Genomic DNA, 22568 nt, shown 5'->3' on the forward strand with positions numbered 1-22568 from the left:
CTCATATTGACTAAAATATGAGGCTTTTTTATCACCTAATTTCATTAGGATTATGCATAATCTTTCACAATGAATGCGATGGCTTTATCAATTTCTGCGATCAAAGCTTTCGATTCATCACAATAATCACACTCTTCTAAATGAAAATATCCTGTTGCTTTCTCTTCAGCAACCAATTGGCTAATCTGTTCAGCAGGCTTAAAAATACATTTTCCTGTGTTATTTCTCACTTCAGCCATCTGATAAAAACGTTCTGTTAAGCCGACAGAATAGAATCGAACATCTGGTAGCAAACTTTTCCAGATATATAATGCAAAAAAGCTCTTAAAATAAGAGCCTTCTTGACTGCCTTCAACAACCGATAATAATAAATTAATCGCGTTTCTTTGTGTTGGATTGAAATCCGCCATGTAATCAAAGCTTAAAGGATCTTTATCACTATTCACTAATTCTACAAAATCATTCGGATTAATTGTAAATGACATATTAATCAAACGATTAACTGTTTTTCTTCTTTTTGAATCTTTGCTACCTTCCTCTAAAACTTTCTCATAGCACTCTCGGACATGGCTCAATAAAGAACAATATTCTAAATCTTTAACTTCTGCAGCTCTCACTGCTACAAATAACTTATGAAATTGCATATAAACCCCTTACACCGGTTAATAACAGCTCAATATTGAACGTTGTTAATATATACTTAAAATTTACATTTAAGTCCACATGTATAAAGTCTTATTTTATTATGTTTAATAAAAAAGATTAATCATGACTTCATGATTAATCTTTATATAAAGAAATATATTAATTATTTTTCAAAATAATTATCTAATTCACTTTCTCTAACTGTTTTTTGTGTGGCATTCATATCTCGCCCTAGCGCAATATAAACCGATGGCAACATGAACAGTGTGAAGATTGTACCAATCAACATCCCTGCAATGATCACTAAGCCTAAGCCAAATCGACTTTGTGCACCTGCACCACTTGCGAATAACAACGGAATCAAACCAAAGACCAATGCTGCTGTTGTCATTAAGATTGGGCGTAAACGAATCTTAGCTGCTTCCACAATAGATTCTTTTTTGCCTAAACCTTCATCACGTTGAAGGTTGTTGGCAAATTCCACCATCAATATCCCATGTTTACTGATTAAGCCAATCAATGTCACTAAGCCAATTTGAGTATAAATATTCAAGCTTGCCCAGCCCATTGACAATGGCAATAAGGCACCACACAATGACAAAGGTACTGTCACTAAAATGATTAATGGATCTTTCAAACTTTCATATTGTGCTGCTAAAACAAGATAGATGATCAAAATCGCCGCACCAAAAGCATAGATTAGTGCATTGCCTTCTTCCTTAAATTGACGAGAATCTGACTGCCAATCATGGGAAAACTCTGACGGCAATTCATCCAATACTTGTTCAAAGAATGCAATCGCTTGCCCCATCGAAACGCCTTGTGCAGGAATGGCTTCTAATATCGCGGCATTCTGTTGATTGAATTGCTTGAGCTGATTTGCATCCACATCCATGCTGATTTCAACCAATGCGGATAATGGAATCAATTCACCTTTTTGGCTTCGCACATAATGCTGCCCCAAAACATCTGGTGTCATTCGTTGATTATGCTGACTTTGTGGAATCACATCATAAGCCCGGCCTTCCATGCTGAAACGATTGATATAATTTTCACCCACTAAAATGGCTAAAGCATCACCAATTTCCTGCAAAGAAATCCCTAAGCTTGCAGCTTTTAAGCGATCAATCTTCACTTCCACAACAGGTTTGTTATAGTTCAGATCACTATCCACCACAACAAACAAGCCACTTTGCCATGCTTTGGCTTTAATCTCTTCCATCGCATCATACAACACACGATAATCTTGCGGAGAACGCAAAACCATCTGCACAGGTAAACCTCCACTGGAACCAGGCAATGCTGGTAATTGGAATACGAAAATAGAGTTACCTTCAACACTACCAACTTTGCCTTGAAGCTCGCTTTGTACTTCTACTGCGCTCCGCTCACGATCGCCCCATGGCGTTAAAATAATACCGCCAATACTGGAAGCTGGTGAGCCTGTGCCATTGATGATCCAACGGCTCTCCATCTCTGGAATTGTTGTAAAAATGTCATCTAGCTTCATATTGAAGCGTTCTGTGTAATCTAAGTTCACATGTTGTGGGCCTTTTACAGCTGTTAACAAATTCGCTTGATCTTCCATCGGCGCAAGCTCTTTCTGAGGCAATGTGTATAAGAATGGCAAACTCATAACGATCAATGTCATCACTGCATAAACCACATAACGAAATCGCAATACAACCGCCAATGCTTTGCCATAAACATACATTAACTTATTGAAGAAATACTCTGCATACACAGCCATTCTGCTCACATGATCTTTTGGTGGCAATAAGTATGAGCTCATCACTGGAGATAACACCAATGCAATCACACCTGAAATCAATACAGAACCTGCGAGCGTTAATGCGAACTCTTTAAACAATGCACCTGTTAATCCACCCATGAAACCAATCGGTGCATACACTGCTGCCAATGTAATCGTCATCGCTATTACGGGCCCAATCACTTCTCGTGCAGCAATGATGGAAGCAATCACAGGCGTTTTCCCTTCATCAATGTGCCTATGAATATTTTCCACCACCACAATAGCATCATCCACCACTAATCCTATGGCAAGTACCATTGCCAATAATGTTAATAAATTAATAGAAAAACCTGAGAGCAACATAATCACAGCAACACCGAGCATGGATAAAGGAATCGTTGCAATCGGGATCAATACGCTTCTGAATGAGCCTAAGCAAAGATAAATCACAATGATGACGATCACCAATGTTTCTATCAAGGTTTGCACAACGCCATCAATAGAAGCTTGAATAAATCGCGCGGTTTCAAAGGATAAATTTGCTTCAACACCTGGTGGTAATGTTTTCTCAATGTCCGGTAATAACTGCTTAATACCATCCACAATCACTAAAGGGTTACCACTTGGCGCAGGAAAGAAGCCCAAATAAACGGCAGGTTTACCATCCATAAAGCCACTGGTTAATTTAGATGCTGAGGTTAACTCCACATGACCAATATCTTTAATGCGAACAACGCCATCATCTCGCGTTGCCACAACCATTTCTTCAAATTCTTGTGTTGATGTTAGATCTGAGTTCACTCGAATATTGGTAATTGTATATTGCCCATCCACTCGACCTGGTGCCGATTGATAGTTATTGGCACGAATTGCATTGGCAACATCATGAGCAGTTAAGCCTTTCCCAGCCAATAAATCAGTATCGATCCATAAGCGCATTGCGAGTGATTGCCCACCATAAATTTGGATTTTAGCAACGCCTTCAATGCTTGTGAAAATTGGCTCTACAACACGACTAATATATTCCGTTAATTCCGCCGCAGGCAATGTTTCACTCGCAAACCCAACATAAGCAACTGCAGTAGAATCACCCGCAGAACGCTCAATCACAGGATCATAAGCTTCTTGTGGCAATTTATAACGAACCTCATTCACTTTCGCCATAATTTCCGTCAAGGCTTCTGTGGAGTTAGCATTCAGCTTCATGCGCACAGTGATTAAACTTGTGCCATCTGTTGAGCTTGATGTTAAGTAATCAATCCCTTCCACAGATGCTATTACTTGTGCAATGGGCTGTGTGACAAAGCCTTGCATCAAATCAGCAGTTGCCCCAGAATATTGCGTGGAAATCGTAATGGTGGAAGTTTCGAGCATTGGATATTCTCGAATTGGTAATTTCATCAATGAAAATAAACCCACCATCAAAAAGAGTGCACTCACCACCAGAGCTAAAACTGGGCGGCGAATAAATATATCTGTAAAGCGCATCATTAACCCTCCACTCTTTTCTGACCTTTAGGCAATTCAAACTGGAGCGTATCGCTTTCCACTATTTCGATTAATGAGTTATTTTGTAATTTATGCTGCCCTGAAATGACCACTTGATCACCCGCATCAATGCCTTCTGAGATTTCCACCCAAGCACCTAAACGATCACCAATTGTCACTCTACGGCGTTCTACTTTGCTAGGATCAGCTTTACTCACAACAAAAACTGAATTCCCATAAGCAGAATAAGCAATTCCAGTTTCTGGAATGATCAGTGCATTACTTGAGAATGGGCTTTCTAGCTCAGCTTTAATATACATCCCTGAAACTAAGTGAGTTTGACCTGCTACGATGTCCGCTTGAATTGCCAATAAGCCTGATTGATCAATCCATGGATCAATGGATGTAATCACTGCATCATAGAATTTATTCGGATCACCGTTACGAATGGTTAAATGTTGCCCCACTTTCAAATGAGATAAAGTTTTATCATCCAATGTGAAGTTTGCAAATAGCTCATCATCATTGATTAAGCTCACAATTGCTTGCCCATTCACAATGAATTCACCCAAATGCACACGACGAATGCCCATTCTGCCTTCAAATGGTGCAACGATTTTCTTCTGCTCGATCAATGCATCCATTTTATTGATCTCACTTTCCACCATTTTCACTTCAGCTTCTGCTTTATCTAGCTGCTCCTTACTACCCGCTTTCTGCTCTGCCAATGTTTTAAAACGCTTCAATTGCTGAATCGCTAACTCTTTTTGTGCCAATAAACGTGTTTTATCTGCTTGTTCGATGTCATCATTCAATTGAATCAGCACATCGCCCTTTTGTACCCAATCACCCGAATTAAAATTAATCTCTGTGATTTGCCCGCTCACTTCTGAAGAAACCATCACTTGATGCTTGGCTTCAACAGATCCAATCCCTGTCATTCGTTTCGCAGAAACAATTTCCATCGCAGGAACCACTGCAACTTGCGTGGGATAACTCGCCCAACCTTGTTGCTCTTTTTTGCCTAACCAAACATAGCCGCCACCGCCTAATGCTGCTATCACTAATCCAATTATTACTAATCGCTTCATAAACCAATCCTTATACCATTTGACTTTTTGTCAGATGCGGATTATAAAACCTCAAGTTAAGTTGAGGTCAAGAAAAGAATTTACATATGAATCAACAAGTTTTGAAATGTGATACAAATAGAATGATGACTGTGGGCGAAGTTGCAAAAAGAAGTGGCGTGCCCATTTCCACCATCCACTTTTATGAAGAAAAAGGCTTGATTAAAAGCACTAGAAATAGCAGTAATCATCGCCGCTTTCCTTCGTATGTTTTGCGTTATATCGCTATCATTAAAATCGCGCAATTAACAGGGATTTCCTTAGAGGAAATTAAACAATCCATCGGTGAATTTCCCGCAGATAGCAAGCTCACAAAAGAAGGTTGGGAGAAAATATCCACACAATGGAAAGCGGATTTAGATCGACGAATCACTTATCTCACACGTTTACGTGACGAATTGAATGATTGTATTGGTTGCGGTTGTTTATCCATGGATCGATGCCCACTTCGTAATCCTAATGATATTTTGGGTGAAGAAGGCACAGGCGCAAGGATTTTGAATCGTCCTTTGGATGAAGAGATATAATGATCACATTACATTTAAACTCACCATTAGGATGATTATGAAAAAACTATTATTAGCTGTTGGCATTATCGCTTCAGTGCAATTAACTGTGGCAGAAGATTTAGCATCGGAAATGAATTACTACACAACGCCATTGCAGGTTGTGATCCAAGATAAGTTGTTATTGGAACAAGAATAACTATCTACAATCACTTTAACGCAAGAGTTAAGCTCTGTTGAAAGCCCTGACCAAGTGATCATCACATTGACTGAAACAGATTTAATGGATGATTCTATTCAAGCGTTACAAACTACTTATGACATCAAAAAAGATGAGCATGGCTGGTATTTAGAAGATAAAGAAGCCGCTTATCGTTGTCGCCGTGGTGAACATACTGAAGAATTTACAATAAATCTTTGTCCTTAGATATTCCAAAAATATAACTTTAATTGTAATATAACAACATAAAGTTATATAAAAGGAATATCCTATGAAAACTGCATATATTGTTCAAACATTTACAAGACAAGGTAACGCGCAATCATCTAAATTATTCAATGATCCTGCTGTGCAATGTAACACNATTTAGAAGATAAAGAAGCCGCTTATCGTTGTCGCCGTGGTGAACATACTGAAGAATTTACAATAAATCTTTGTCCTTAGATATTCCAAAAATATAACTTTAATTGTAATATAACAACATAAAGTTATATAAAAGGAATATCCTATGAAAACTGCATATATTGTTCAAACATTTACAAGACAAGGTAACGCGCAATCATCTAAATTATTCAATGATCCTGCTGTGCAATGTAACACTGCGGAAGAAGCTATGAACCGTGCAGAACGTTTCTCTGAAATGCGTGCTGGCGTCTTGGCAATTTCGCAAGCTTACGATGAAACAACAGGCGATTATGGCGAAATGAAAGTCCTTGCGCATTATGGCGAAATCCCAGATGGTGCTTTGGGCTACGATGATTAATCACATGAATAACAAAAAGGCGCATCAAGCGCCCTTTTTGTTAGGTTTATTTCTAAGAATTATCTTAGCTATAAATCTGACTATTATTATCCAAGAACTCTTTGGATTTTTCCTTCATGCCATCTGCAATTTTCTGCTCTAAGAATTCACCTGTTTGATCTTTTAAGCGAATGTCTTGAGAGATTTTCATGCTACAGAATTTAGGGCCACACATTGAGCAGAAATGCGCAACTTTTGCGCCTGCTGCTGGCAATGTTTCATCGTGATATTCACGCGCTCTTTCAGGATCTAAACCTAAATTGAATTGATCTTCCCAACGGAATTCAAAACGCGCTTTCGATAAAGCATCATCACGTTTTTGTGCATTAGGATGACCTTTGGCTAAATCCGCCGCGTGTGCTGCCAATTTATAGGTAATCACGCCGACGCGCACATCTTCACGGTTTGGTAAGCCCAAATGCTCTTTTGGCGTGACATAGCACAACATCGCGGTGCCATACCAACCGATCATTGCTGCACCAATTGCAGACGTAATGTGATCATAACCTGGCGCAATGTCTGTCGTTAATGGCCCCAATGTATAGAAAGGTGCATCATCACAATATTTTTCCTGCATGATCATGTTCTCTTTGATCTTATGCATCGGAATATGCCCCGGCCCTTCTATCATCGTTTGTACATCATGTTTCCAAGCGATCTTAGTTAATTCACCCAGTGTTTCCAATTCAGCAAATTGCGCAGCATCGTTTGCATCTGCAATTGAACCCGGACGCAAACCATCACCCAATGAAAATGAAATATCATACGCTTTCATGATGTGGCAGATTTCTTCAAAGTTCTCATAAATGAAGTTCTCTTTATGATGCGCCAAGCACCATTGCGCCATGATCGAACCACCACGAGAAACAATGCCTGTCACACGTTTTGCCGTCAATGGAATGTAACGGAGTAAAACGCCCGCATGAATTGTGAAGTAATCCACGCCTTGCTCTGCTTGTTCGATCAACGTATCGCGGAACACTTCCCACGTTAAATCTTCCGCAATGCCGTTTACTTTTTCCAAAGCTTGATAAATTGGTACAGTACCAATTGGCACTGCAGAGTTACGAATGATCCACTCGCGCGTTTTATGAATGTCTTTACCTGTCGATAAATCCATCACGTTATCCGCACCCCAGCGCGTTGCCCATGTCATTTTTTCCACTTCTTCTTCAATGGAAGAAGTCACAGCTGAGTTACCAATGTTTGCATTGATCTTAACATGGAAGTTTTTACCAATGATCATTGGCTCAGATTCAGGATGATTGATGTTGTTAGGAATAATTCCTCGACCTGCTGCTACTTCATCACGCACAAATTCAGGGGACATATTTTCACGGATTGCGATGAATTCCATTTCAGGAGTGATGATGCCTTTACGCGCATAATGCATTTGCGTCACACTCTGCCCAGCTTTTGCCTTGAGTGGTTTACGCTTTAAACCTGAGAAAGAGCCTTCAAAGTTACGGGGATCATTCAAATCCTTATAGCCATTATCCACGGCTTTAATTTCACGACCTTCGTATTCTTCCACATCGCCACGTTCCATGATCCAATTACGGCGAAGTGCAGGCAAGCCTTGCGTTAAATCTACAGTATAATTTTTATCTGTGTAAGGGCCACTTGTATCATAAACGCGGAATGGTTCATTCTGCTCGATGATTTGGCCTTTGCTATCCAAAGTTGGATCTAATGTGATTTCGCGCATTGGCACGCGAATGTCAGGGCGAGAGCCGATCACATAAACTTTTTGGCTACGAGGAAAACTGGATTTAATCTCAATTTTGGTGGTTGTTGTCATTAAAACTCTCCATATCATTATGGTGTAAATAAAAACGAGAGTCTGGCAACGTAATGAATGTATGAACGAGCAGAATGGCAAATTAAACCCATAAAAAAACCTCGCCATCACAATCGTGAAGACAAGGCTCATCTATTCGTTCGGATATACTTCCCTACGCTGGTATGAGCCAGATCAGGTCCAAAGGGTTTAAAAGCGCATTCGCCTTAATCTCAGCCCACAGCGTGGACACCCCCAGTGAAATCTGCACTAGTTATAGCTTTTATTAATGACAATTGCAAATTTTAAACATCATCTTTGTTAGTCATCAAACACATACTATCTAACCCATGATATTATGACTGGTCAATATTTAAAATTATCAATATAATATTAATGGATTAGATTATGTTAAAAAAGAAACTAACATTTAAAACAGCCATCGGAGCATTAGCTATTGCAGCTCTTTTAGTGTATTTGAATCAGCCGAGCTTACCAAAATGTGATAGTAATATTATCCAACAAGATATGGGCACAATTATGGCTGAATTAGGCTTTAAAGGCATAAGTAATATCTATGAAGTAAGCTCAGATAAAACAAATGGTCGCTTATGTAAGGCAGCAGTAGCAACAGAATTAGGTGGTTTCGTAATGCAATATAAAATCTATTGGACTGATCCTAATTATAATGCGTTTTTACAAAGAGAAAGAAACTATAGAGTTGAGGTTATCAAGGAATCTGTTGTATTTGATTAATTTCTCAAACTTTACTCATATTGTGCGCATAGCTCATATTAGATAACACGTGCGATATAGTTTGGTAAACTGTCGTGATAAATCTTTATGGATAAAGTTTGTCATGAAACCCTTTTCACTATTAATTCCTGTGCCTGATGTGCCAAAAGGTTTGGCTTGGTATCAACAAGCCTTTTCGATGGCAGAAACCACTTATCTACCAGAATTTGATTTCACACTATTACAAATTGATAACTTTCAGATTGAGATCGTGCAAGCTGATCAAAAAGTAAACTCAGGTCATGATGGTATTGTACTCTATAGGTATGTAGAAAGTTTAGCTAGAACTACGCAACATCTCAAATCTTTAGGCGTAAATTTATACCACGGGCCATTAACAATCGAGAACTCTACAGATGTGTCAATTCAAAGATCCTTTTGGTAATCTTATTGGCCTGAAAGGATAATTAACCATACAAAATAAACATTTAGATTTATTTTTATTAAAATTGTTTATTTCTCCCAAGTAGGTTAGCATTACATTCTTGGATTAATTTCAACTTTTGCATTGCTTCTGTTTCTGGGAAATTCATGAAAAATACGCTTATTACATTGGCCGAAATTCATTATGATTTGGGACTCATCGGGCACAATGAATATTGTGAACGCATCGACGTGGCACTTTGGTTGTCAGGGCAATATGACTCTGAAGATCCAAGAGAATTGCCACAAGGTCATACTGCAATCCAACAAGAAACACTCAAAATCCAAGGCAACAGCAGAGTTTTAACTCATCCACAAACGCAAGAAAAATTTCTATGTATGGGTTATTGGATTTTCACCAAAGCAGAAGCTGAATCTTATCCTTCTGTGCCTTTTGGTTACTATAAAAATCCTAAGCACCAATGGCCGAAACTTGACCCTTATACTGGCCGTGTTTACCACGCAAAGTATCAAGAAAATGTGCAGCAACGCTTATCCAAAGTAGATTTAGAAAAATTGTGGACAGATGAACATCTCAAAAGCTTATGCCGTGAAATTACTGTTTGGTATCAAGAGCAATTCAGATCGTACACATTTCCTGTGCGCAATCACATGAGAATGCCCAAAAACCCAATGCAGTAACCCACAAAAGTTTCCCATAAAAAAACGCCCAGTTTGGGGAAACTGGGCAAAATTCGAGAAAGAGAAAGAGAACTTATAGTTATTATTATTCTTGAGTGAGGTTGCTTGCATCAATCACGATGTTATCTGGATTGATGTTATCCCCATAAAATGACTTCATTGATTTATCGTATGATTTGTGGAAAAACTCTTGGCTTTGTAATGTTGTGATTTCAGCATTCAACCAATCCAACAATGCTTTGTTACCTTTTTTAACTGCTGGTGCAATCACATCTTCTGGGCCAATCACTTGCACAGATACATCGAATTCAGGGTTATTCTTCGCCCATGCATATAACATTGTATTGTCGTGTGCTAATGCTGCTGCACGGCCATCTTTCAATGCTGCAAATGCTTCTGAGTTATGATCATATTTTTGTAACTGTACATTTGGGTGATTCTTTTCAAAATACGTTTCAGCCGTTGTGCCTTTATTCACGATCAATACTTTGCCATCCAAATCTTTCACATCAGTAATCGATGCTTTGTTTGGTGAAACTAAGCCGATCGCAACTTTCATGTATGGCTTTGCAAAATCCACTTGCTCAATGCGCTCTGGCGTTACTGTGAAGTTTGCCAATGTGATATCTACTTTATTCGCATTCAAAACGTTGATACGGTTTTGCGCTTCTGTTAATACAAATGTTACTTTGTTTTCATCACCGAATAATGCTTTACCTAAGTGCTTCGCTAATTCGATGTCATAGCCTTGGCTTTTGCCTTCTCTATCCACATAGCCAAATGGTGGCTTATCACTGAATACCGCAATGCGCAATTCACCGCGATCTTTTACCTCTTGTAAGCTGTTATCTACTTCTTGCGCTAATGCTGATGAAGAAAATAGTGCTGATAAACCCAATAATGCGACTGATGCTGACTTTTTAAAATTAAACATGACAATCCTTCCTTTTTTATAATTAATTAACAATTGGCTGATACTAAACAAATAAGTTCTGGATACTTAAAAATCAAAAACGGTTAAAAACTGCTGAGTACGCTCTGTTTTTGGTGCTGTGAAAAATAGCTCTGGCGGAGCCATTTCTACGATATTGCCTTGATCCATGAATACAATGCGATCCGCAACTCTGCGCGCAAAGTTCAATTCATGTGTCACAATCAACATCGTCATGCCTTGCTTTGCTAAGCCTTGAATCACTTCCAGCACTTCTCGCACCATTTCGGGATCAAGTGAAGCTGTCACTTCATCAAAGAGCATGATTTCAGGATTCATACACAATGCTCTCACAATCGCGATGCGCTGCTTTTGCCCGCCTGATAATTCTCGTGGATAAGCATTTTTACGATCCAGTAAACCCACTCGCGTTAATAGCTCATCCACCTGTTTCATCACTTCTGCTTTATCGCGTTTTTGGACTTTTAATGGCCCGAGCAGAATATTGTCTAAAACTGTCATGTTTGGGAAGAGATCATAGCTCTGAAACACCATCCCAATTTTTTGTCGCACATTGATCCAATTCGTTTTAGGCTGATTTAACTCTTCACCATCTAACTGAATTGAACCACTATCTATTTTTTCTAAACCATTCAAACAACGTAAGAATGTTGATTTACCACAACCTGAAGGCCCAAGAATTACAACCACTTCGCCTTTCTTCACAGCCAAATCAATGCCATTTAAAATGGTGCGCTCTGAGAAAGTTTTAGTGAGCTTGCCAACATTTAATAAAACATCTGACATTTTGTATCCTTATTGACCTGATTTGCGTGTTAAAAAGGTTGCTAATTTTGAGAGCGGATAACAGATCAAGAAAAAGATCAGTAAAATCACACCATAAATCCAAAAGGGTGCCATTGGGTTATTCATCATCGTTGCATATTCAATGATCTCTTTGCCCACTTTTGTGATGTCTTGTACACCAATCAAAACCAATAGCGATGTTGTCATTACGATGCGGGAAGAGAGATTTAATGTCGCAGGTAATGCTCGCTGAAAAGCTTGGGGTAACAACACATATCTAAAGAGCTGAACGTGGTTTAATCCTATCGCTTGCGCTGATTCTTTCTGGTGCTTCGGTATCGAAATGATTGCACCACGAATGATGTCGCTCATTTCTGCCGCACCCCAGAATGTGAAGGCAATGATGCCGACCGTTCGCCCATTGATATCAATTTTCAAATCTGTGGGGAAAATGTAATACAACAAATAGAGTAAAACTAATGTTGGTAATACACGCACAATCTCTAAATAGATTCTAAACACTGTGCGAATGAAACAATTATTGGAAGTACGAAGCACACCAAAAATCGTCCCTAAAATCACACTCAAAACTATTGAGATCAATGCCACTTCTAATGTGAAATAGAGCCCGCTTGCTAAGCGCTTAACGGTGATCCAATCCAGAATATCAAGACCCAAATTCTGCATAACGCACCCTCTTTTCCACATAAGATAAGATCATCGTAAATGGCAGAATCACAATCACATACGCAATCACTAATAACAGTAAGTTTTCATTCGTATGACCAATATTACTGATGTAATTCACCACAACCGTTGTAATATCCGTGCCTGCAATCGCTGTAAATACTGATGTTTCTTTGAATAAGAAAATACAGTTTGCGCCCAATGCAGGAATACAATATGAAAATGCTTGTGGCAATATGATGTAACGAATCATCTGTAATCGATTCAAACCAATTGCTTTACCTGAATCAAACTGCGATTTTGCAACCGATTCAATGCCACCTTTAAAAGCTTCTGCCATATAAGCACCGCCCAAGAGCGATAAACCTAATAAGGCTGTTGTTTCAAAACTCAAAACAATGCCAAAAGCACGTGGTAATCCAAAGTACAGAAAGAAAAGATGCAGCAATAATGGCGTATTTCTAAAAAATGCCACATAGCCTTGTGCAATTCGAGCGATGATGGGCAAGCGATAGAAAATCACTAAACTCAATATCACGCCCAAAATGATTGCACTTGTGATCCCAAAAAATGAGATCTTTAATGTGAGCCATAGAGCTTTCTCTAATGTTGGCAATACTTTAACAATGTATGAAAAATCCATGGCTCTACTTCATCTTTTAGCTGTATTTATCTTTTTTCAAATAATGGTGTGGATAGATATTTCTCACCGCTATCTGGCAAAATCACCACAATATTTTTACCTTTATTCTCAGGGCGCTTTGCCAATTCCAATGCTGCGCTCAATGCTGCACTTGAAGAGATACCAATTAATAAGCCTTCTGTGCCGGCCACAACTGGTGCTACAGAGAATGCATCACTATCTGATACTGTGATCACTTCATCATAANATGAAAAATCCATGGCTCTACTTCATCTTTTAGCTGTATTTATCTTTTTTCAAATAATGGTGTGGATAGATATTTCTCACCGCTATCTGGCAAAATCACCACAATATTTTTACCTTTATTCTCAGGGCGCTTTGCCAATTCCAATGCTGCGCTCAATGCTGCACTTGAAGAGATACCAATTAATAAGCCTTCTGTGCCGGCCACAACTGGTGCTACAGAGAATGCATCACTATCTGATACTGTGATCACTTCATCATAAACTTTAGTATCCAATGTTTCTGGTACAAAACCTGCACCAATGCCTTGGATTTTATGTGGGCCAGCAACGCCTTTAGATAAGATTGGGGAAGATTCTGGTTCAATTGCCACAACTTGGATATTCGGGTTTTGCTTTTTCAAATAAGCGCCAGTACCAGAAATCGTACCGCCTGTACCAATGCCTGCGACTAAAATATCCACTTTACCATCTGTATCATTCCAGATTTCAGGGCCAGTTGTTGCTTCGTGCGCAGCAGGGTTTGCAGCGTTTACGAATTGACCTAAGATCACGCCGTTTGCAATTTCTTTAGATAATTCTTCAGCTTTTGCAATTGCGCCCTTCATACCTTTAGCGCCTTCTGTTAAAATCAATTCTGCACCATAAGCTTGTAATAAATTACGGCGCTCAATGCTCATTGTTTCTGGCATTGTTAAAATGATGCGGTAGCCTTTCGCAGATGCAACAGATGCTAAACCAATGCCTGTGTTGCCACTCGTTGGCTCAATGATGACAGAACCTTCTTTTAGAATGCCTGCTTTTTCTGCTGTTTCGATCATAGCGCGTGCAATGCGATCTTTCACGCTGCCAGCTGGATTCAAATATTCTAATTTAGCAATCAAAGGGGTTTCTAAACCTTCATGCTGAGAGAAGCGGTTTAATTTTAATAGTGGCGTATTACCGATTAAATCAGTTAAACTTTCATAAATTTTTGTCATTACTCTCTTCCTTCTAACATTTTTAACTTGATTCTCATTTAACATACTTTTAATATATGCTTTGTATGTATTATAAATTATCAGAGAATTTGATAAACTGTCAATCAATATTTATGTAAGAAGGTGAAAATGAAACTATCTGCAAAATCGCGTTACGCATTAGCCTCAGTCACAAAGATGGCAATGGCATATGATTCCAAAGAAACTATGACGATTTTAGAGATCGCAACTGATCTCAATATTTCTAAAATTTATTTAGAACGCGTCTTCTCACAACTCAAACAAGGTAATGTTGTTGCTGCCATTAAAGGCGCACAAGGTGGTTATTTTTTAACCAAAACACCTGATCAGTTAACAGTATATGATGTTTTAGCGAGCGTTGAACCTGCTTTGTTTGAAGACAACGAAAAAACAGTAGAAGAAATCGCCCCAAAAATCGAACAAGCCCTACAAAAACAAGTTTATGTTTGCTTAGATGAAGCATTAAAATCCAGCTTAAGCACAGTGACTTTGGCAGATTTAGCTGAAGATGCACAAAAAGATGATGATAATTACATGTATTACTTATAAATAAATATTTAATATTTTATGTAATAGCTTTGTTTTATGGATGACAATATAATTAAACGCATTACAATGAGGATTAGTCTCATACTTTTATAAACACTAATTGTGACATCAAGAGGATTAAATGCGTAAAGAAGTTGACCTACTCGGCAGTAAAGAGATTTCCAGCGATTGCTACTACGGTATTCATACACAACGAGCAATTGATAACTTTAAAATTTCATCTCAAACCATCAATGATATGCCTGAAATCATTCGTGGTATGGCATTGACGAAGAAAGCTGTTGCTTTAGCAAATAAATCATTACGCATTTTAGACCCAAAAGTTGCAGATGCAATCGTTAAAGCATGTGATTTAATCTTAAAAGATGATCGCTGTTTGGATCAATTCCCGATTGATGCATTCCAAGGTGGTGCAGGTACTTCTGTTAACATGAACAGTAACGAAGTGATTGCAAACCTTGCATTGGAAACTTTGGGCCATGCAAAAGGTCAATATGACATCATAAATCCAAATAACCATGTGAACATGTCACAATCCACAAATGATGCTTATCCTTCAGGTTTGCGCTTAGCATTCTATGAAAAAATGCATACTTTGATTGCGGGTTTAATTTATTTAAAAGCTGGCATCGATGCAAAAGCAAAAGAGTTTGATGGCGTATTAAAAATGGGCCGTACACAGTTGCAAGATGCTGTGCCAATGAGTATGGGACAAGAATTCAATGCATTCTCTGCAATGTTGGGCAATGAAATTGTGGCATTGAAACAATCCACAGATGCATTATTAACATTCAACTTGGGTGCAACAGCGATTGGTTCTGGTATCAATACACCAGAAAACTACCCTGAAACAGTTGTGAAACACTTATCTGAATTGATGGCAAAAGAGTGCAAATCAGCACCTGATTTATTCTCAGCAACTTATGATTGCTCTGATTTCGTCACATTGCATGCAGGTTTAAAACGCTGTGCTATTCGTTTAGGTAAAATCTGTAACGATCTTCGTTTATTGGCATCTGGCCCACGCACTGCATTGAAAGAGTTAAACTTGCCTGAATTACAAGCAGGCAGCTCAATCATGCCAGCAAAAGTGAATCCTGTGATTCCTGAAGTTGTGAACCAAGTGTGCTTCAAAGTGATGGGTAATGATGTGACTGTTTCTATGGCTGCGGATGCGGCACAATTACAGTTGAACGTAATGGAACCAGTATTGGTTCAAGCATTGTATGAATCCATTTCTTTATTGAATAACAGCTGCTACAACTTACGTGATCGTTGTATTGATGGCATCACTGTGAATGCTGATCGTTGCCGTGAACACGTTTTAAATTCTATCGGTATCATCACTTACTTAACACCAGTGATCGGCCATGCTGAAGGCGATATCGTTGGTAAGATTTGTGCTGAAACAGGCAAAAGCATCAAGGAAGTTGTGTTAGAACGCAACTTGATGACAGAAGCTGAATTGGATGAATTATTATCTGAAGAAAACTTATTGCACCCACATCATGTGAAAGCTAAGTTTTAATCTAGCTATTTTTTATAGAATATAAGTAAACAAACCCTATCCAACGATAGGGTTTATTTTATCTCAACACCCAAATTTTTAAGATAATCTGCAACCATTTGCACATCTTTAGGATCTTGGGTATTGATTTCAAGAAAGGGTTCTTTTAAACCACATTCCACTAATACTTTACGAACTGCTGGTAAATCAACATCAGGCAGGTCGACTTTGGTGATCACTGTCACTATTGTTTTATTGTTATAAATATCCAAAATTCCACGAGGTAAACGACAAATCTGATCTTCTGCACTGTGCACATAAATGATAATTTCAGCTTCCGTTGTAGTGCTGATCATTGCTTTATATAAATGAGGATGACTAAAGAATTCACCTGGCGTATCAATACCACCCATCAAGTTATAATCCACAGCTTGCGTTTTACGTGCTAATTCATAATCGCCCATCAATGCATTAAAGAGTGAAGTTTTACCAACACCTACAGAACCTACAAATACATATTTTTTCAATCATTAGCTCCTTGTTAAAGGACAAGCAGTAAAGCCTAAAGTTGTTTCTAAATTGCGCGTTGTTTGCATTAATGCTTCTTCAATGGCACCAACAGAGCCATAAATCACTAATGCCCCTGTAAAGNGTTAAAGGACAAGCAGTAAAGCCTAAAGTTGTTTCTAAATTGCGCGTTGTTTGCATTAATGCTTCTTCAATGGCACCAACAGAGCCATAAATCACTAATGCCCCTGTAAAGCGATCTAAAAAGCCAATATGTACATCCGCAGCTTTCGTTGCATAATCCCCTGCGATCATTGCTGTTTCACTTGGCGTTAATGTCATGATGCCAATTGCTTCAGCACCAGGCACACCAATTTTAGTCGCCAGATCAGGCCCAGGATGTGCGATCAAATGAGCCAATGTCACTTGTTTACCTGGCACAAACTCCTGAATAATTCGGGTAGGTGGTTTTTCAAAATCCATATATGACTCCTAAACTCTACGATGCCTGATAAGCAGCAATTGCATACGGTGTGAAGAAAATAGAATTGTCAGGCAATACAACCTGCAATTCAGGAAATTCATTTTGAAACAGATCTCTAACACCTGGCAACATACAACTACCACCCGATAAATAGAGTGCTTTAATATCGTGATTCATAATGTGATGACGCGTAATATCTGCCATTTTTTCAAATACAGGGCGAACAATTGGCCAAACTTCTTTGCCCGTTTTTATTTTGCTTTCTTCTGCTTCTTCATAACTTTTTCGTAAACTTCCTGCAATGGTTAATGTGACATGGCGCCCGCCCGTTGCTTCATCACCAGAATAGATAACTTTGCCATCTTCAAGAACAGCAATACCAGTTGTACCACCACCAATATCCACAACCGCTGCTTGATCTAATTTCAATAAATGTGCAACAGCAGAAGGTTCATCAATCACAGCAGAAACTTCTAAACCAGCAGCCTCAATCACATTCACAGAGATTTTAGGATCAGTCCCAGGTGGATATGATGTATTGGCAGTTTTAAATTCAACATTCAATAAAGCTTCCAATTCTGCAATTTGCTTTTTAACAATTTGAATCGCTTCATGAAAGTTTACAACGACACCATCTCGCACAACATCAGCCCAATTTAATCGAGCTGCAATAGGTTGATTGTCAGCATCCAACACAACTGAAACAATGTCACTTGTGCCTAAATCTATGCCTAACTTGAGTGGAGTTTTCTCCTTTGTAACATCCTGATCACTATTCACAATCCTTGCAATATGATTTAAATTGTTGGCAACCCATGTTGGGAAATGTTGATTGTCATTCTTCATCTAACGACCTCTCAATAATCGCTACCAATGTTTCATCATCTATAGACACATTGGGTAACTGTTTCTGTATGGCTTCTTTGACTTGAAAAACTAATAAATCTCGATCTGAAATAGAGAAATTTGGGCGAACACCACAAAATTTCCGATAAATTGTTTTAGTAACAAGATAATCAGTGGCTTTTAATTCAATTTTTAATGTTCTTGCTACATCATAAGCTTCAGGCGTCACTAAACTATTCTGCCTTGAATACTCCAAAACAGAACTACCAGACTTTGCAATTTCTCGTACTTTAGCTGCCGTAATTAGCTCTTTCATGCCGATCATCGTCCATTGTTCTTATATGAATACATTAGCAATCAGGTCACTGAGACAATATCAATATTTGGCAAAATTTTAAAAAATCACATAATATATTGACGTAGGTAATGTCATAATATTATTACGATAATTGCTTAGATTGATATATTGTAGAATACGATACTAAAAATAATTTTTTCGCAAAACCAGAATATGATTCAGCAGGTTATTCTAACAATTGCATATTAATGCAAGGAGGATATAGTGGCTCATAGTAAAAAAGTAGACCTTCATCGGCTATATCACACAGATATAGATTTGTCGTATCCATCATTATCAAAATTACAACCCATTGTAGAATTCAATACCATCAATGTTCGCAAAACTGTCGATGTCTATGAACATGCTTGCAATATTACAGGCTGGCAACAGCTGTACAATCAAATATTTCCTGGTCAATTTGATGGCTCTGTGATTGAAGGCTGGCTAGAGGGCATTCAATTCTTTAAAGAATATACGAATAAAACGGTTCAGCAAAAATGTATGACTTGGCCAGGATCAATTTGGATCGGCATTCCTTTACCCAGCAACCCTCAGATGGGCATGATTGGCAATAGCACATTGACTGATGATCTTGTGGGTATACAAATTGGTGGCACAGAGTTTGGGCTCAATACACCTGACAACTACACTATCCTAGGATTAGTCGTTGATATCCAATTATTGGAAAGTTACTTTGAAACTCTATTACAAAGGCCTTTACCGCTACAAACACTTTCCAAACAGATGACCATCCAAATTGGGCACGCAGAAAAACACAAGCTTTGCCATATCATTGAAACGGCTCTTAGCATTGCTCATTCAACACCCGAGATTCTCAACAATATCATCACCATTAAAAATCTTCGCTATGATCTTTTAGAATCATTGGATTCATTATTCAGTAACATTGTCATCAATCAACACAATCCTTTACTTAAAAAATCCCAACAAAACCATATTAACCTTGTCCAAAAAGCTCATGATTTTGTGATTGATCATGCACAAAATCAAGATGAACTCACCATTATTGATATATGTGAGCATTTAAAAACAAGCCGTCGAACATTACAAAATGCATTCCATTCTGTATGGAATGTTTCTCCGATTACTTATCTTAAAGCCATTAAATTAAATGCTGTGCGCCGTGAATTACGTAGCCCTTATTCTGCATTCAATACAGTACAAGATGTTGCAATGTCTTGGGGATTCTGGCATATGGGGCAATTTTCAGCGGATTATCAATTGCTGTTTAAAGAACTACCCTCACAAACTTTAAGCAACCGCATGATTTTTCAATAAACACCACAAATGCAAAAAGCCTGATCAATGATCAGGCTTTTCAATTTAATATTCATATTAAATCAGTTGTTGCCACAAATCTGGATGTGGTCTTGGGACAACCATACTGTAAACCAATAAACCTTTAGCACCCGCACTTTGTGTACCAACATCCACAGCAGTTTGAATATCTGCAACATCACCAGAAGCCACAAAATAACATTTACCACCAATCCCAAATGCCATATGTACTCGAATCAATGTCACGTTTGCAGCCTTTACAGCAGCATCCGCAGCTTCGATACAAGCTGCAACGCTATATGTTTCCACAACACCGATCGCTTGACGCTTGTCCACATTTGTCACACCGCTGATTGCAGGCAAAACGCTTGGGTGAATGTTCGGCAATACAAACTTATCCACCATTAAAAAGCCACCCGCTTCAGCCCCCACTGAAACAGATTGATTCACAGCAGCAATTTCACCGCCCACCATCACGATATATTTGCCTGGGCAAATGGTTTTTGATGTGAGTAATGTTACATCTGCCGTTTTTAACATGACATCTGTCACTTCAATGCCTTTTGCAATACTATTTAATTCAACTAATCCGATGGCATGTAACATAGTTTACTCCTGTGCGATCACAATATTATGATCATCAATGTTCTGAATAATTCCTGAAATACTCGCATGTAATGGCACGCCCAATTTTCCTGCATCCATAGCTGCGATTAATTGTCCTCTTGTCACACGATCACCTACAGCAACCACAGGTTTTGCAGGTGCACCAATATGTTGCAACAATGGCAATACAACTTTCGATGGCATCCAGTCAATATTAATCATTGGGGCTTTATGATTCATTCGGTCTAAATCAATGCGCGTAATCAAACGGCTAATCGGTAACATACGATATTCCGCCATTGGATTTAAAGGCCTAAGCTCACCAGTATATTTTGCGCCTTCTGCTCTAAATTGTGCCTTCAATGCTTGATTTAAACGCATTGGCGAAATCTCTACAGGACAAGCATAAGCTTCACAAATGCCACATTCTGAACACGTTAATGCAGATAAAATTGTGGAACATTCTGTTTGATCAGCCTTTTGATAATTTACAGCACGCACGATTAAATGTGGTGGTAATTCATGGCCAATCAAATGACGCGGACACAATTCTGTACATAAGCAACATTGTTCACAGACTGTGCGCGCCATCGCTACAACGCTGTTCATGTTTTGAGTACGGCGTCGAATCAACAAATGATCATCTGGTAAAACTAATAATGCACCTGTTGTTTTTTTAATCGGTTCATCCAAATCATGGAAGAGCACGCCCATCATTGGGCCGCCATTTAAAAATGCAGGATTAGGAATTGTAGCGCCACCTGCCATTTCTAACACTTGTCGATAAGTCGTACCGATTGGCACAGTAACAGTGATCGGTGTTTTCACCATGCCATTGATGGTTAAGGTTTTATCAATGACAGGCGCTTCATTTTCAACTGCATGAGATACATTAATGAGCGTTTGCACATTATTCACAACAACGCCAACGGATAATGGTAATGCTGCGGGTGGTACTCTTCGGCCTGTTGCCATCCAAATGGTGATCACTTCATCACCCGCAGGATACACATCATCCAGAATATGGATACGTATATCATGTGGCAATAATGGTGTTAACGTTTCAATTGCAGTTTTATATTTTGCCTTCAATGCAATGATGCCTTCTTTTGCACCTGTTGCAATCATGCCATATTGCAAGCCTTTGATCAGTTCAATCGCATTTTTCTCAGCCAATTGTTGATCCACTTTCAATAATGGCTCACATTCTGCACCATTCACCAAAAATATTTCGGCTTCTGAATTAAACTTCACATACGTTGGAAACCCAGCACCACCAGCGCCTACAATCCCTGCATTCTGTACGCGCTCTCTTATAATTTCTTTAGTTATGCCCGTTATCATAACTTATCCTCAATTATGTAATAACGATTGCTATTTTTACGCAATAATTTTTGTGTAACGCCTTTATGAAGCGCATCTTTCACCACTTCTCGATCTAAACCAATATACTTAATGACATCTGTCATATTGGCACCTTTGCTCGCTTTTTTACGTAAGAACGTCACTATTTGTGTGACTAAGTCTTCTTCAACCCGTTCTTTTGGTTTTGTGACTTCTTGTATAGTTTTAACTTCAGCTTTCTCTTCAACAACACTTTCCACTGCCTTTTTCACCGCAGCTACATCAGCTTGTGTACCGCCACAAAAGCTCAAAACCATTCTTTCTGTATCTTTTTCAGGGCGACCTAAATCTTTTCGACAAATCACTCGACCACCAATGCGCTCGGCAGCCGCGCTTCCTGCATCTAAAGCCGCGCGGCATGCTGCAAGATCACCTTCAACGACAATTGTTACCAAAGCAGATGGAGTAACTGAATGACTTAACAAACGCACATTGGCTGACTTCAGCATTGCATCCATCGCTTCAACCCCTGCGATAAAACCATAAACTTCTAATAAACCGAGCGCGTTAATCATTTTTGACTCCTTACTA

25 protein-coding genes, 2 pseudogenes and 1 riboswitch are annotated in these 22568 nt (G+C 38.8%); of the genes and pseudogenes, 10 read left to right on the plus strand and 17 right to left on the minus strand.

Annotation, left to right across the window (positions count from 1 at the left end):
• Positions 1-50: 50 nt before the first annotated feature.
• The 3 genes from BZK16_RS06230 to BZK16_RS06240 all read right to left on the minus strand — a co-directional run bounded on the left by BZK16_RS06230 (position 51) and on the right by BZK16_RS06240 (position 4977).
• Positions 51-644, minus strand: coding sequence for a hypothetical protein (locus BZK16_RS06230; RefSeq protein ID WP_077928040.1), 594 nt, complete (start codon positions 642-644; stop codon positions 51-53).
• A 164-nt stretch (positions 645-808) separates the two neighbouring features.
• Positions 809-3886: a MexW/MexI family multidrug efflux RND transporter permease subunit gene (locus BZK16_RS06235; protein ID WP_077928188.1), complete on the minus strand. Its 3078-nt coding sequence runs from the start codon at positions 3884-3886 to the stop codon at positions 809-811.
• 2 nt (positions 3887-3888) lie between these two features.
• Complete coding sequence (locus BZK16_RS06240; protein ID WP_077928041.1) at positions 3889-4977, minus strand: efflux RND transporter periplasmic adaptor subunit; 1089 nt, start codon at positions 4975-4977, stop codon at positions 3889-3891.
• Between the two features lie 86 nt (positions 4978-5063).
• Between BZK16_RS06240 and soxR the strand changes: the two genes are divergently transcribed.
• The 4 genes from soxR to BZK16_RS06250 all read left to right on the plus strand — a co-directional run bounded on the left by soxR (position 5064) and on the right by BZK16_RS06250 (position 6505).
• Positions 5064-5543 carry a redox-sensitive transcriptional activator SoxR gene (gene soxR, locus BZK16_RS06245; RefSeq protein ID WP_077928042.1) on the plus strand — a complete coding sequence of 160 codons (480 nt, stop codon included), beginning with the start codon at positions 5064-5066 and terminating at the stop codon, positions 5541-5543.
• A gap of 37 nt (positions 5544-5580) precedes the next feature.
• On the plus strand, positions 5581-5721 hold the full coding sequence (locus BZK16_RS14255) for a hypothetical protein (protein ID WP_158076817.1): 141 nt from the start codon (positions 5581-5583) through the stop codon (positions 5719-5721).
• 54 nt (positions 5722-5775) lie between these two features.
• A complete protein-coding gene (locus BZK16_RS14260; RefSeq protein ID WP_158076818.1) occupies positions 5776-5949 on the plus strand; it encodes a hypothetical protein in 174 nt (57 codons plus the stop codon).
• Positions 5950-6250: 301 nt separating this feature from the next.
• Positions 6251-6505, plus strand: a complete 255-nt coding sequence (locus BZK16_RS06250; protein ID WP_077928043.1) for a hypothetical protein — start codon at positions 6251-6253, stop codon at positions 6503-6505.
• Between the two features lie 64 nt (positions 6506-6569).
• Here BZK16_RS06250 and thiC read toward each other — a convergent pair whose 3' ends face one another.
• On the minus strand, positions 6570-8345 hold the full coding sequence (gene thiC / locus BZK16_RS06255) for a phosphomethylpyrimidine synthase ThiC (protein WP_077928044.1): 1776 nt from the start codon (positions 8343-8345) through the stop codon (positions 6570-6572).
• A gap of 134 nt (positions 8346-8479) precedes the next feature.
• A riboswitch (TPP riboswitch) is annotated at positions 8480-8591 on the minus strand.
• Positions 8592-8732: 141 nt separating this feature from the next.
• Here thiC and BZK16_RS06260 point away from each other — a divergent pair.
• The 3 genes and pseudogenes from BZK16_RS06260 (at position 8733) to BZK16_RS06270 (ending at position 10184) form a co-directional block, all read left to right on the plus strand.
• A complete protein-coding gene (locus BZK16_RS06260; RefSeq protein WP_077928045.1) occupies positions 8733-9080 on the plus strand; it encodes a hypothetical protein in 348 nt (115 codons plus the stop codon).
• Positions 9081-9183: 103 nt separating this feature from the next.
• Positions 9184-9526: pseudogene (locus BZK16_RS06265) on the plus strand (VOC family protein).
• Between the two features lie 124 nt (positions 9527-9650).
• Positions 9651-10184, plus strand: coding sequence for a hypothetical protein (locus BZK16_RS06270; protein ID WP_077928046.1), 534 nt, complete (start codon positions 9651-9653; stop codon positions 10182-10184).
• Positions 10185-10269: 85 nt separating this feature from the next.
• Here the strand turns inward: BZK16_RS06270 and BZK16_RS06275 are convergent, their stop codons facing one another.
• The 6 genes and pseudogenes from BZK16_RS06275 to cysK all read right to left on the minus strand — a co-directional run bounded on the left by BZK16_RS06275 (position 10270) and on the right by cysK (position 14474).
• Positions 10270-11118: a cysteine ABC transporter substrate-binding protein gene (locus BZK16_RS06275; RefSeq protein ID WP_077928047.1), complete on the minus strand. Its 849-nt coding sequence runs from the start codon at positions 11116-11118 to the stop codon at positions 10270-10272.
• Between the two features lie 66 nt (positions 11119-11184).
• Positions 11185-11922, minus strand: coding sequence for an amino acid ABC transporter ATP-binding protein (locus tag BZK16_RS06280; protein ID WP_077928048.1), 738 nt, complete (start codon positions 11920-11922; stop codon positions 11185-11187).
• A gap of 9 nt (positions 11923-11931) precedes the next feature.
• Positions 11932-12609: an amino acid ABC transporter permease gene (locus BZK16_RS06285; protein WP_077928049.1), complete on the minus strand. Its 678-nt coding sequence runs from the start codon at positions 12607-12609 to the stop codon at positions 11932-11934.
• The gene (locus BZK16_RS06290) at positions 12590-13252 is read right to left on the minus strand and encodes an amino acid ABC transporter permease (RefSeq protein WP_077928050.1); all 663 of its coding nucleotides are present in this window, start codon (positions 13250-13252) and stop codon (positions 12590-12592) included. The genes BZK16_RS06285 and BZK16_RS06290 overlap by 20 nt, the downstream gene beginning before the upstream one ends.
• Positions 13253-13278: 26 nt before the next feature.
• Positions 13279-13512, minus strand: a pseudogene (locus BZK16_RS06295) (pyridoxal-phosphate dependent enzyme); the annotation flags it as partial.
• Positions 13513-13538: 26 nt separating this feature from the next.
• On the minus strand, positions 13539-14474 hold the full coding sequence (gene cysK, locus BZK16_RS06300) for a cysteine synthase A (protein ID WP_077928052.1): 936 nt from the start codon (positions 14472-14474) through the stop codon (positions 13539-13541).
• A 129-nt stretch (positions 14475-14603) separates the two neighbouring features.
• Here cysK and BZK16_RS06305 point away from each other — a divergent pair, with 129 nt between their 5' ends.
• Together BZK16_RS06305 and aspA are read left to right on the plus strand one after the other, a co-directional pair.
• The gene (locus BZK16_RS06305) at positions 14604-15044 is read left to right on the plus strand and encodes an RrF2 family transcriptional regulator (protein ID WP_077928053.1); all 441 of its coding nucleotides are present in this window, start codon (positions 14604-14606) and stop codon (positions 15042-15044) included.
• 121 nt (positions 15045-15165) lie between these two features.
• On the plus strand, positions 15166-16572 hold the full coding sequence (aspA, locus tag BZK16_RS06310) for an aspartate ammonia-lyase (RefSeq protein WP_077928054.1): 1407 nt from the start codon (positions 15166-15168) through the stop codon (positions 16570-16572).
• A 53-nt stretch (positions 16573-16625) separates the two neighbouring features.
• Here aspA and BZK16_RS06315 read toward each other — a convergent pair whose 3' ends face one another.
• From BZK16_RS06315 to BZK16_RS06330, 4 genes are all read right to left on the minus strand, one after another.
• Positions 16626-17078: a EutP/PduV family microcompartment system protein gene (locus tag BZK16_RS06315; protein WP_077928055.1), complete on the minus strand. Its 453-nt coding sequence runs from the start codon at positions 17076-17078 to the stop codon at positions 16626-16628.
• 79 nt (positions 17079-17157) lie between these two features.
• A complete protein-coding gene (gene eutS, locus BZK16_RS06320; protein WP_077928056.1) occupies positions 17158-17541 on the minus strand; it encodes an ethanolamine utilization microcompartment protein EutS in 384 nt (127 codons plus the stop codon).
• Between the two features lie 16 nt (positions 17542-17557).
• Complete coding sequence (gene eutJ / locus BZK16_RS06325; RefSeq protein WP_077928057.1) at positions 17558-18388, minus strand: ethanolamine utilization protein EutJ; 831 nt, start codon at positions 18386-18388, stop codon at positions 17558-17560.
• Positions 18378-18704 carry a cupin domain-containing protein gene (locus BZK16_RS06330; protein ID WP_143691145.1) on the minus strand — a complete coding sequence of 109 codons (327 nt, stop codon included), beginning with the start codon at positions 18702-18704 and terminating at the stop codon, positions 18378-18380. The genes eutJ and BZK16_RS06330 overlap by 11 nt, the downstream gene beginning before the upstream one ends.
• A 246-nt stretch (positions 18705-18950) precedes the next feature.
• Here BZK16_RS06330 and eutR point away from each other — a divergent pair, with 246 nt between their 5' ends.
• Positions 18951-20027 (plus strand): HTH-type transcriptional regulator EutR, encoded by a 1077-nt coding sequence (eutR, locus tag BZK16_RS06335; RefSeq protein WP_077928059.1) that lies wholly within the window; start codon positions 18951-18953, stop codon positions 20025-20027.
• Positions 20028-20084: 57 nt separating this feature from the next.
• On the opposite strand, the gene BZK16_RS06340 is transcribed toward eutR, so the two are convergent.
• The 3 genes from BZK16_RS06340 to BZK16_RS06350 are packed head-to-tail and all read right to left on the minus strand — an operon-like array spanning position 20085 to position 22552.
• Positions 20085-20633: a BMC domain-containing protein gene (locus tag BZK16_RS06340; protein ID WP_077928060.1), complete on the minus strand. Its 549-nt coding sequence runs from the start codon at positions 20631-20633 to the stop codon at positions 20085-20087.
• 3 nt (positions 20634-20636) lie between these two features.
• Positions 20637-21977, minus strand: coding sequence for an SLBB domain-containing protein (locus BZK16_RS06345; protein ID WP_077928061.1), 1341 nt, complete (start codon positions 21975-21977; stop codon positions 20637-20639).
• A complete protein-coding gene (locus tag BZK16_RS06350; RefSeq protein WP_077928062.1) occupies positions 21974-22552 on the minus strand; it encodes a BMC domain-containing protein in 579 nt (192 codons plus the stop codon). Before BZK16_RS06350 ends, BZK16_RS06345 begins: the two co-directional genes overlap by 4 nt.
• Positions 22553-22568 lie beyond the last annotated feature (16 nt).

Origin of the sequence: Wohlfahrtiimonas populi (assembly GCF_002006795.1) — a bacterium.
GTDB lineage: Bacteria > Pseudomonadota > Gammaproteobacteria > Cardiobacteriales > Wohlfahrtiimonadaceae > Wohlfahrtiimonas > Wohlfahrtiimonas populi.